This window comes from Mucilaginibacter sp. OK268 (assembly GCF_900103125.1).
Lineage (GTDB): Bacteria > Bacteroidota > Bacteroidia > Sphingobacteriales > Sphingobacteriaceae > Mucilaginibacter.
The window spans coordinates 393718-406271 of record NZ_FNJV01000002.1 but is presented as its reverse complement, the minus strand read 5'-3'; the positions used below and the strand labels follow the sequence as shown (position 1 = coordinate 406271).

Here is a 12554-nt window from a genome sequence, read left to right as displayed (position 1 = left end):
TTAGCTCTTGACTCTTGGTTCTTGACTTTTGATTCTCTCTTTAATTCTCAAAATGGATAAGGGTACACCGAAGTCACCGGGCAGGGGAATGGAGCGGCTATTTTTATTGCTGACTGGTATTATACTGGTCGCACTTTTTGGCAAGCTTTATTTTGTGCTGCAACAGAAGTTTGTTGATGTAGATAAGCGGCTACAGGACGGTACCATCGTTAATCTCAACACGCCCAACACCGCCCGTAATGTGGCCTCCCTGTTGCAAAAAGGTTATTATTTTGATGACCCTAAGGATGTTGACTATATCAAGTCTACTATAGCTTCAAAAGTAAATATTGGTGAAGAGATTGATAACGCAGGCGAGTTGAACAAACGCCGTTATTATGTCAATGCCGACGATGCTTTTGCCAATGGCGGCGAGTCGTTCAAAAAAAGAGTGCTGGTTTCACGCTCTTTATTAGGTTATACGGGTGATGATTCCATCCGGTTTACGCAAGAACGTGTTCATCCCCCGCAATTACCGGTGCAAACTGATCTGGGCTTGGGCGAATATAGCATATCGGGAACCATTCATCATAAAGAGCAAGCTATTGGCGGTGTATTAGTACGACTGAACATGATACTGCCGCAGGATAGTATCTATAGTGATGAAGAAACCACATCAAGAGGAGCTACCACGCAAGCCTCAGCCGGATACAAAAAGGTTTATGTGGTTAATGCTGATAAAAAACGTCAGCTGCAATCATTAACCGCCTTTACCCGTACAGATGCGGAGGGGCATTATGCATTTAAAAACCTGCCTACGGGCAAAGCTTTTGAAGTATTGCCATTGCAACCGGGTTTTGAATTTGGCCGCTCGCAGGGTGTAGTAGAACTGGATAAAGATAAAACACTCAATTTTGTCCAGGCACCGCATACTATAAAGCTATTATCCACCCGCGATTTTAATATCCTGAAAAAGGAGGGAGCTTTCATTGTACGTACACACGAGGAGTTTAATGATTGGTATTGGATCATTGTAGGAAGCTTTTTTGCCGGGTTTGTGATCATACACCTGCTGCTTAGCAGCCGTTACCAGCAAGCCGATCAGTTGATATTACCCTTGATCATGCTACTCACGGGTATTTCCATATTGACGCTATTGAGTTTACAAGATCCTTTGCGCGACCGTTTTTTAGCTAAGGATACGTTAATGTATTTAGGCATTGGTGTAGGCGGTATCTGCATTATGCAGTTCTTCAACCTGCGCCGTTTTAATGCCGATTCTACCTTGTACCGGTTATTGTTTTTTAAAGGCGCCCGTAGCGCGGCCAACGGCTGGCCCTGGGCCTTGGTGGCTATGGCCTTATTATTTGGTACCATTTTATTTGGTACCGGGCCCGAAGGCAGCGGGGTAAAAGTGAACCTGTTGGGTGTGCAGCCCAGCGAGATCGTGAAATATTTGATCATGATATTTTTAGCTGGCTTTTTTGCTGCTAATGAAAAATTCATTAGTCAGTATGCCAGTTGGGGTAAACGTTGGTCGTTCTTTTCCTTCGCGCTCATCGCCACGGTTATCACCTTGTTGCTGTTTTTAGTGCTGGGTGATCTGGGCCCGGCAATGGTGATCTGTTTTACGTTTATTATCCTGTTCTCCTTTTCGCGCGGCGATTTTATGCATATGGCCGCTTATGTGATACTGTTTGTACTGGCCACCTGGGTTTTTGAAAATGTCTGGATCAGCGCGGCCATCACCTTTGGCGTATGGGGCATTGTAGGGTTCTTAAAACCCCGCTTGCTGAGCGAATCGTCGTTTATGGCTTTAATCGTGATCACTGCCTTTTTAACCATCGATAAGATTCCCGGTCTGGACAAGATCATTCCCGGCCCTGTTGAACGATTAACAGAACGTAAAGCCATCTGGCAGGACCCCTGGAACAATGAAGTGTATGGAGGCGACCAGGTAGCTAACGGACTTTGGGCCATGGCCAGTGGTGGCTTAAGCGGTACAGGCGTAGGACAGGGTTTTGCCAAAACCATTCCCGAAGCACATACCGATATGATCCTGCCATCCATCGGCGAGGAATTTGGTTGGGCGGGTATGGCGGCTATATTTATACTGTTCTTACTTTATTTACATCGCTCCATCATCATAGGTCGGCAAACCGGTACGCCGCTGTTGTTTTATCTCAGCGCAGGTATTGGTGTTTGTAGTTTTGTGCAGTTCATCCTGATAGCTGGTGGGTCGATAGGAGCTTTGCCTTTATCCGGTGTGTCCCTGCCATTTGAAAGCTATGGCGGTTCGTCATTGGTGATCAATATGGTGGCGGCAGGTTTTCTGCTATCTGTGTCTTCTGTAAAAGGGACGCAGATACAAATGAGTTTTATCACCAAGCAGCAGGATAAAAACCTGGTACCGGCCCTCGCTGCTGCTTTGGCGGCAGTAGTTTTGCTTACAGTAAATGTTTCGCGTTATAGCGCCGACAATAAGCATTGGGTGGTAAAACCGGCTTTGGTGGCTGATAAAAGCGGTCTGCGCATGTTTAGCTATAATCCACGTATCGCCATATTGATGAATAAATTGCAGGCGGGCTCATTGTTGGATCGTAACGGATTGATCCTGGCTACGAGCAAGCCAGAACTGATAGAAAAACAAAAAGAAAAACTAGCCGCTACCGGTATCATGCACTATGATCTGGATTCGGCTATGCACAAACGGCTTGAAAGATATTATCCTTTTGAAGAAAATATGTTCTTTTGGACGGGCGACGAAAATACCGGCGTATTTAATGGCAGCACCAATGGTTACTTCGCCGAGTACGAACATGCCGCCGAGCTGCGTGGATTTAAAATGCCTATTACCAGCTACAATGTGAAAGCTTCCCGCTACCAGGAAGACCGCTTTTTACCCCGTGGCATGAAAGAGATGACAGTAAGCAAGCGCGATTACAGTGCATTGGCCCCGCTGTTACTTGCTGATATTAACGGCCCCGAAATAGCTGCTTTTAAAAACAAGAACCGTGATGTGCAGCTTACTGTGGACGCCGAACTGCAAACCAGTATACAACAAGCCATCGCTGCCGATACATCCTTACAGGATAACCGGGTGTCGGTGGTAATTATGGAAGCCAATACCGGTGATGTACTGACTTCTGCGGTGTATCCGCTGCCGCCTGTACATAACTGGGATCAGTTGACCATGGCGCAGGCTGATCAGAATAAACTGGCCACCTGGATGACCACTACCGATCTGGGTTTTACCTATGCTTCGCAACCGGGATCAACGGCCAAGGTGCTCACAGCCATGTCGGCATTTAATAAGTTGGGCATGGGCGCTGCCGATGTGGTGTATCATGTAAGTACCGAAGAACGCATCCGGACAAAAGGTATCGAGCCCGATGAAACCGGGATGATCACCATGGAAAGGGCCATTGCCAAATCAAACAACGTATATTTTATCAAACTGGCTAATCAGCAGCACCTGGAAGAGTACATGGGTAACCTGTACCTGAAAACTGGGATGTTTTTGCATGGTGTAGGCGGCTACTATTATAACAAACCACCAGAAAATGATGCGCAGGAAGAGAAATGGCGTACCCTGTGGCGTAAAACCGAATTTAATACCAAGCCGCGCTATGACCCTAACAATATCCATAAAACAAGGGCCAAAGGTATATCGGGCATGGCCTGGGGACAAGGTGAGCTGATCGCGACCCCTGCGGCTGTAGCCAGGCTTATATCGGGTGTGGCTAATGAGGGGATGTTGCACCCTAATCGCTTTGTACTCAAGACCAACGATACGGCAATAGCGGTAAAACCGGCCTTTAAACTGGCCGAAAAACCGGAGTACGCTGCCTTACTGAAGCAATACATGATAGCGCAAAGTGCACCGAAAGTGCCTATATTGCATATAGCTGTAGCCGGTAAAAGCGGTACGCCCGAGCGTATTGTGAAAAATAAAAGCGTAAATGATGGCTGGTATGTGTTTTTTGCACCCGAGGCTAAAGGCACCGGCAATATGGTGGTGTGTATCCGTATCGAATCAACACGGGGCTCGTCGGATGCGGTACATCTGGCCGGGAATCATATAATCCCACTTTTATTGAAAAAGGGTTATATGAAAAGCTTCGATCCCGAAAAAGTGGTAGTTCATGAAAAAGCGGAAGCACCTGAGGAAATAAATTTTCCTACGGATACCACGCAATAGGGATTTTTGGAACAAGGATTTATAGAGCAAGGATTTTTAGATAAAGGAGTAAGGACAGAACTTTAAAAGTATAAAAGTATTTTGTATCGTTCAAAAATCTTTGTTTCTTGATCTCCCAATCCTTGCTCAAAAAAACAGAAATATGGCATTCAAATTATTTGGAAATAAGGGCGAGAAACGCGAATGGGATGTAAAAAGTCTGCGCGATGCCCTTTTGCGTTTTATCAAAGAAGCATTACAAAAAATAGAAGGCGGTGAAGGTGGTCATATCAAAGAATTGCTGCTTTATATAGCTGCCAATCCCGAGGATAAACATCTGTATGAGGGAGCGGTTTATGTGCACGACAAAGAAAAATTCAGGAATGAGGTACAAAAAATAGCCGACGATTATGCGCTTGATCTGCCATCCGACTGGACAATAGAGGTGGAATTTGTTGATGAGCTTCCGTTGGAAGCAAGCCCGGTCCCGGATCTGGATGCCGCATTCCTGATGCACACCCGTCGGCAGGTAATGCATAACGCTTCATCGGCCGTGGCCTATATCCGGATCTTGAACGGAGAAGCGGAGCAGGAGGAGTACGTGATCAAGGCTACCGACGATAAAATAAACATCGGTCGCGATAAAAAAGCGGTTACCGATAACGGATCATACCGCTTAAATAAATTGGTGTTCCCGGCCGATAGTAAGGATGATAGTAATAAATTCATCAGTCGCCAGCACGCCCATATTGAATGGAATAAGGACTCGGAGTGTTTTATGATATTTGCCGATGAAGGCGGTGTGCCTCCGGGCAACAAAACCAAGATCCATATTGCTGCCGATGGCAAAATGATCAAGCTGAACTCCACGCAGATCGGTCACCCTATGAGCGAAGGAGACCAGGTGATCCTGGGTGAATCGGCGGTATTTTTGTTTAGTACTAAGGCGGAGGGGTAATTATAAGTTTACTCTTCACGCGTCATTGCCACGCTGCGCTCGCAATGAGGTGTGGTGTAGTCCTTATTCCTTGTTCCAAAAATCCTTGCTCCAAAAATCCCCCTTTATTTCTTATCCTACATCAAGTGTAAACCGTGTTTTACACGGTAACTTTGAATCATCAATTAAAACAATTATTAATTTTTGATCACGAAAGGACAACAATGGAAAATACAATAAACGGCATCCACCACATTACTGCTATTGCAGGTAACGCCAAAAAGAACTATGATTTTTATACCCGTGTTTTGGGTTTAAGACTGGTTAAAAAAACAGTGAACTTTGATGATCCGCAAACTTATCACCTCTATTATGGTGATAAATTTGGTACACCTGGTACTATCCTTACCTTTTTCCCATGGGAAGGTATTACTGCCGGCAGAAGAGGGGCTCGTCAGGCTACCGAAATTGGTTACAGCGTACCCGAAGGCAGTTTGGATTTCTGGTTAAAAAGATTGGAGGCCAACAATGTACTGTATAACAAACCAGCCGAAAAATTTGGAGAGCAATACCTTACCTTATTGGATCCGGATGGCTTAAAGCTGGAACTGATCGTACCTAAAACAGCCGATAGCAGGCTGCCCTGGGAAACAGCAGAGGTGAAGGCTGAAAATGCTACACGTGGTTTCCACAATATCACCATCACTACCAATAAAATGGATGCTACCGCTAAAATACTAACCGATGTGTTTGGTTATAAATTGTTAGAGCAGCATGTAAACCGTTTCCGTTTTGTGACCGATGCGGTAGATAACGCGGCCATAGTGGACCTGGTTGAAGTGGCCGGAGAGGTTGCAGGCCATGTGGCCGGAGGTTCGGTACATCACGTGGCATTCCGTGTTAAAAACGAGGAGATATTGATGCAATACCGCGAAAAGATTGCAGCATTGGGTTTACATATTACGGATAAAATTGACAGGAATTATTTTTACTCGCTGTATTTCCGCGAACCGGGAGGTGTGTTGTTTGAACTGGCTACCGATAATCCGGGCTTTTCTGTTGATGAACCGGTTGATCAATTGGGTAGTGGTTTGAAACTGCCTGCACAATATGAGAATATACGCGAGGATCTGGAAAAATCGTTACCTTCATTAATATAAAGTCATGTACACGCATCGTAAACAGATAGTAACAGCGGGGATACCCGCCGATCAGGCCAAAAAAGCCATGATCATGCTGCATGGGCGCGGGGCATCGGCAGTAAGTATCCTTACATTGAAAGATCACCTGCAACTGGATGGTTATGCTATTGTTGCACCACAGGCTACCGAACATAGCTGGTACCCATATAGCTTTATGGCTCCGGTTAGTAATAACCAACCTGCCCTCGATTCGGCACTGGAGGTGATTGGCAGTTTGGTGGAGGATATTAAAGAACAAGGCATAGCACAAGAGAATATTTATTTCCTTGGTTTTTCGCAGGGGGCATGTTTAACGCTGGAGTATGTAACCCGCAATGCCGGTAAATATGGAGGTGTGATAGCTTTTACAGGTGGATTGATAGGTGAAAAACTGATCAGCGAAAACTATCAGGGCGATTTTGGTCAAACACCCATACTCGTTACCACCGGTGATCCTGATCCGCATGTGCCCGTAAGCAGGGTGAACGAAACCGTGAGCCTGCTCAAAAAGCTCAACGCCAACGTTACCCTGAAAATATATAAGGGGCGCCAGCATACGGTAACAGCCGAAGAGCTGGCTTTAGCTAACAGTATTTTATTATAAATATATCTTCAATAAGTAACAAAAGGGGCAGCTGAAAAGCTGCCCCTTTTGTTTTATATATCATACTTAACTAAATTTTAAATTCATTTTAATTTAACACAACCAATCCGTGTAAAATTTGTTAAGCATGTAATTGATTGTGCTACAGTTGCATTGGATTGTAGAGGTATTGAAACGCATATTCAGTTAATATAAACTCAATTTAGCTTATGGTTTAACATTTAGCCCTTGTCATAAATATGCCTGCCAAAATAGTTTTAAGTGATATAGAGCTGATAGATCGTCTGAAACTGGATGACGAAACTGCGTTAGCGGCTATTTATAAAAAATATTGGGCACTATTATACACTTCTGCTTACCATGTTTTAAAAGACGGTCATGCCTGCGAGGACATCATCCAGGAACTGTTTATTAAACTCTGGAATAACCGGTATCAATTACAGATCACATTTTCACTTCGGGCTTACCTGTATGCCAGCATCCGTTACGAGGTTTACCGGCAGATACGGAAGGGGCCGGTAAGGGCAGATATTTTTGATGAGGCCCTAAATCATATCCACAGTCCGGATGCTTATGACAGTATGGAATATAAGGAGTTGAGTACCCGGGTAAGTTCTATTGTAAATACCCTTCCAGAAAAATGCCGTGAAGTATATAAGCTAAGCCGGGAGGATTGTTTAAGCCATAAAGAAATAGCATCGCAACTAAACATATCCACTAAAACCGTCGAAAATCACCTCACCAAAGCCTTGCGCCACCTGCGCACTTCTATTGGCTGTGCTTTACTGCTGCACACCCTGTACCTCTTTATAAAAAAATAGTCCGAAAAAAATACATATCACGTAGGGGATACGCGGTTTTTTATACTCTCCCTTAAAAAACCAAATCCACGTGCAGCAACAGGAATTACTACAACTGATTGATAAATACCTGAACGGACAAGCCTCTGCCGAAGAAGAACAACTGCTGCTGGATATTTTCGAACGCTTTCAACCTGATCAGGATCATTGGGACGAGTCGATATTAGGCCTTAAAGATCAGCTCGAAAATAAAATGCTGAACCGTTTGCAACAGGCCGTACATGAACAGCAGCAATCAAAAGTTCAACAACTTTTTACATTTCGTAAAATAGCTGCAGCCGCGATCATAATTTTTATTGGTGCCGGGGCATATTATTATTCGCATAAACAAGCACTTAAGGCAAATCATTCCCAACTGGTTAAACACGATGCTGAGCCCGGTAATAACAAGGCCATACTTACACTCGGGAATGGAACTAAACTGGTGCTCGACTCTGCTAAAGTTGGCCTCCTGGCCAAAAAAGGCCATATCAGTATCCAAAAAACTCAAGACGGCCAACTTATGTACACGGTTGACAAGGGTGACGGCAAAACACAAAATGAACCCATTACCTGGAATACCATCAGCACCCCGCGTGGCGGACAATACCAGGTGATATTACCCGATGGTACCAAAGTGTGGTTAAATGCGGCGTCGTCCTTAAAATTCCCTACTGCTTTTACCGGCAATACTCGTAGTGTAGAGCTCACAGGTGAGGCTTATTTTGAAGTTGTAAAAAATGCAGCTCAGCCCTTTACTGTAAAGGTTGATCATATGCAGGTTAAAGTTTTCGGAACTCATTTTAACATTATGGCCTATCAGGATGAGCCGGCCATAAAAACTACGTTGTTGGAGGGATCTGTTCAGCTTAATGATGGCGGCTCGGGTAGTTTTCTGAAACCCGGGCAGCAGGGCGTGGCAAAAGGAGGTAACATTCGGGTTGCAGAAGTTGATGCGGAGCAGACCATTGCCTGGAAAAATGGATTTTTTGAATTTAACCGGGCAAGCATCTATGATATTATGAAGCAGATAAGTCGCTGGTATGATATTGAAGTAATATACGATGGCAAGTTACCTGATGATGAGTTTGTAGGTAAAATTGAGCGCAATGTAAAGTTGTCGCAGGTGCTGCATATACTGGAGCTTAACCGGGTGCATTTTAAGGTCGAGAATAAAAAAATAACAGTAACCCCATAATTAACAAGTTTTAAACACCAACAAATAACATGATGATCAAATACCAGCCCAGTCAATAACAATCTCCCCCGTCTTGACCATTCATAAAAAAACCGGAAGTGCGGCAACACTCCCGGCGTAAATGATTGGATCAATTTTACTGAGTTTCATTAACAGACACATTAACCCAAACACGACGAAGTTATGCAATTAAACTTTAGGGGTAAAGTATTTTACTTACCCCGTACATCAACCTCAAAACTGTTTTTAACTATGAAGTTAACGGTCTTATTAGTTATTATCGGTTGCTTACAGCTTAGCGCTAAAAGTTTCTCGCAAACCATTACGTTAAACACCAGCAACACGGCTATTGAAAAAGTATTTAAGGCTATTGAAAAGCAAAGCGGGTATTATTTCTTTTACAAGTACAACGATATTAAAGGAGCTAAGCCGGTTACTTTATCCCTAAAAGATGCGTCGTTGGAAGAGACTTTGCAGGAGTGCTTTAAAAACGAGTCTTTTACCTATACTATTGACAATAAAACCATCATCGTCAATAAAAAAGATGCAAGTGTTATGGCTAGTCCAGTGCAGGCGCCTATAACCATAACGGGCCAGGTAAAAGATTCGCAAAATCAACCGCTGCCGGGTGTTAATGTGAAAATAAAAGGGACAAGTATTGGGGCAACCACGGGTGTGGATGGCAAATTTAGTTTACAGGCCGACGATAACGCGGTATTGGTATTCACTTTTGTGGGTTTCAGAACGAGGGAAGAGCCGGTAAATAAACGTACTACCATAGATATAGTGTTAGAAGAAGACAAAACACAACTGCATGAGGTAGTAGTGGTAGGCTATGGTAACCAGGAACGAAAGGATGTGACAGGAGCTGTAGGAACTGTTAAAATGTCCAATATCAAGGAGATTAAGGCGGCCAGCATTGATCTGAAACTGGCCGGACAGCTGGCCGGTGTAACCGTGAACCAGGTAACAGGTACCCCGGGTGGTGGTGTATCAATCAATATCCGTGGTGCAGGTTCGGTAGGGGCTGGTGACGATCCGCTGTATGTGATAGATGGATTTCCCATCTCCCCAGGCTTTGATCAGTATTCCAATCCGCTGAGCACTATTAATCCCGATGATATTGAAAATATTAGTGTGTTAAAAGATGCTGCTTCAACAGCCATATATGGTTCGCGCGGAGCAAACGGTGTTATACTGATCACCACTAAAAGGGCCAAAAAGGGTGAGTCGACAGTTACTGTAAACACATCTACCGGCATCCAAACCATATTGCCTAAAACCAAGCTTAAAATGATGACGGCTTCTGAGTTTGCCCAATGGCGTACAGAGGCTATTGAAGATGCTAACAAAGTTAATGGCACAAATAACCCTATACCGGATGCCTACAAAAAACCGGCATCCCTGGGTAAGGGTACAGATTGGTTTGATGCGGTTACCCGGGTGGCTCCCATGCAAAACTATGATGTTACGATAGCTAATGGTACCGAAAAAGTAAGATCGTTATTTTCATTAGGCTATTTTAATCAGGAGGGTACGGTGCTGAATACCGGTTTCAAAAGATACTCTTTAAAAGGTAATATGGATGTCGATGTGGCAAAAAACGTAACGGTAGGCTTAAGCATCGCGCCTACTTATAGCATCCGAAATTTGCAGGAAACAGATGGGCACTTTTTATCGGGGGTATTGAGCCAGGCATATCTCGAAAGTCCGCTGATACCGGTGAAACAGCCTGATGGCTCCTATACCAATGTGGTAGGTTCGCCAGGTACCTTCCAAAATGCCAACCCGGTAAGCGAGTTGATGAACATTACCAATAACCGAAATGAGTTTCGTGCATTGGCCAATACCTATGTAGAATGGCAAATCATACCTGGTTTAACCTTAAGGTCGACATTTGGGGTCGATTATCAAACCAAATCACAGGACTATTTCCGGCCATCATTCCTCGGAGGCTTTAATGCGCCAAACCGTGATGGCACACAGGTAAAGGCAATAGGGTCTGCTACTTCGGTAAATTCACTTAACTGGCTCAATGAAAATTCAATTAATTATAAAAAAACATGGGGTAATCATACTTTAACCGTATTGGGCGATTATTCCATTCAACAGGAAACAAGTCATAACCGGTTCACATTCGGAACAGGTTATCCCGACGATGTTGTCAGGTCAATTGGTGCTGCAACTATCATAACCGCACCAGCAGATAATAATGGTGATGAACAGTGGCGCCTGCTTTCATTAATAGGCAGGGTAAATTACGCTTATAAAGATAAATACCTGTTAAGTGCCTCTGTCCGCCGGGATGGTTCATCCAGGTTTGCGGTAGGGCATCAATGGGGTACCTTCCCTTCAGTATCCGGAGGGTGGCGTATCTCGGATGAATCATTTTTTCCAAAAACCTCATTTATTGATCAGGTGAAATTTACAGCCAGCTACGGCCTTGCCGGCAATAATAATATACCTAACTACCCATCTATACCTTCGGTTGATCAAACCAATTATACGTTTGGCGGTGTGTTGGTACCTGGCAAGTCTTTAACCGTTCTGGGAAACCAATTGCTCGGATGGGAAACTACCAAGCAAACGGATATTGGTATGGATATTTCGCTGATCAAGGGGCGCATTTACCTGATTGCTGAATATTATAATCGTTATACACAACGCATGTTGCAGGGTATCGCTCTACCTATTGCTTCAGGGTATGATTATTCCTATACCAATGTGGGCAATGTACGTAACCGCGGATGGGAATTTACTTTAACCACCAAAAATATTGTGGGCAGCGGCTTTAACTGGAGTACGGATATGAATATATCTTTCAACCGCAATAAGGTGCTCGACCTGGGATCTACCCAACAAATATATGATGCGCCTGCCAATGACAATCCAACCAGCATTACCAAGGTGGGCTTACCTCTTGGGCAGTTTTACGGATATATATTCGAAGGTATTTTTCAAAACCAGGCAGAGCTTGACAAGTATCCGCATTTTGATGGCGAACAGGTAGGTAACATCAGGTATAAGGATGTTAATGGTGATGGGGTGATTGATGGCGGCGACCAGGTGCCTATTGGCAACCCCTGGCCAAAATTCACTTTTGGTTTTAACAATCACCTGTCATACAAAAACTTTGATATGAACATTATTTCGGCTGGTTCTGTTGGTGGTCATGTGTTTGATATGTATAAGCAGTTTACCACCAATCTGGATGGGGTATTTAATGTAGAGCAATCCGTGATTCAGCGCTGGCGTTCTGCCAGTCAGCCAGGTGCGGGGCTTTTGCCTACAACGGTATCCAATACCAACCTGGCCCGCGATTATTATCCCTCATATTGGGTAGAAAGCAACTCCTATCTCATGGTCAAGAACATCGACCTGGGGTACAACTTCAAAACCAAATTCAGCAAAAATATCAGGGTTTATTTCAGCGCGCAGAATGCCATCCTCATAACTGGTTATAAAGGAGGTAACCCGGAAGTGGGTATCGACGGGCAGGACGGTAACAGATCGCTTTCGCCAAATGTGAATTTTACCGGTTATCCTGTTTCTGCAGTGTATACTGTGGGTTGCAATGTAACCTTTTAGGAGATTTTGGAGCAAGGATTTTTGGAACAATGAACCAATAAACTAACA

At 44.2% G+C, this 12554-nt stretch carries 7 protein-coding genes; all 7 read left to right on the top strand.

Annotation, left to right across the window (positions count from 1 at the left end; genetic code table 11):
- Positions 1-52: 52 nt before the first annotated feature.
- The 7 genes from BLR84_RS07575 (at position 53) to BLR84_RS07545 (ending at position 12506) form a co-directional block, all read left to right on the top strand.
- On the top strand, positions 53-4180 hold the full coding sequence (locus BLR84_RS07575; RefSeq protein ID WP_090466567.1) for an FtsW/RodA/SpoVE family cell cycle protein: 4128 nt from the start codon (positions 53-55) through the stop codon (positions 4178-4180).
- A gap of 142 nt (positions 4181-4322) precedes the next feature.
- Positions 4323-5117, top strand: a complete 795-nt coding sequence (locus BLR84_RS07570; protein ID WP_090466565.1) for an FHA domain-containing protein — start codon at positions 4323-4325, stop codon at positions 5115-5117.
- Between the two features lie 203 nt (positions 5118-5320).
- On the top strand, positions 5321-6256 hold the full coding sequence (locus BLR84_RS07565; RefSeq protein WP_090466563.1) for a ring-cleaving dioxygenase: 936 nt from the start codon (positions 5321-5323) through the stop codon (positions 6254-6256).
- Between the two features lie 4 nt (positions 6257-6260).
- Positions 6261-6881 (top strand): alpha/beta hydrolase, encoded by a 621-nt coding sequence (locus tag BLR84_RS07560; protein WP_090466562.1) that lies wholly within the window; start codon positions 6261-6263, stop codon positions 6879-6881.
- Positions 6882-7120: 239 nt separating this feature from the next.
- The gene (locus tag BLR84_RS07555; protein ID WP_090466560.1) at positions 7121-7702 is read left to right on the top strand and encodes an RNA polymerase sigma factor; all 582 of its coding nucleotides are present in this window, start codon (positions 7121-7123) and stop codon (positions 7700-7702) included.
- A gap of 70 nt (positions 7703-7772) precedes the next feature.
- On the top strand, positions 7773-8918 hold the full coding sequence (locus tag BLR84_RS07550) for a FecR family protein (RefSeq protein ID WP_090466558.1): 1146 nt from the start codon (positions 7773-7775) through the stop codon (positions 8916-8918).
- A gap of 252 nt (positions 8919-9170) precedes the next feature.
- Positions 9171-12506 carry a TonB-dependent receptor gene (locus BLR84_RS07545; RefSeq protein ID WP_176851990.1) on the top strand — a complete coding sequence of 1112 codons (3336 nt, stop codon included), beginning with the start codon at positions 9171-9173 and terminating at the stop codon, positions 12504-12506.
- Positions 12507-12554 lie beyond the last annotated feature (48 nt).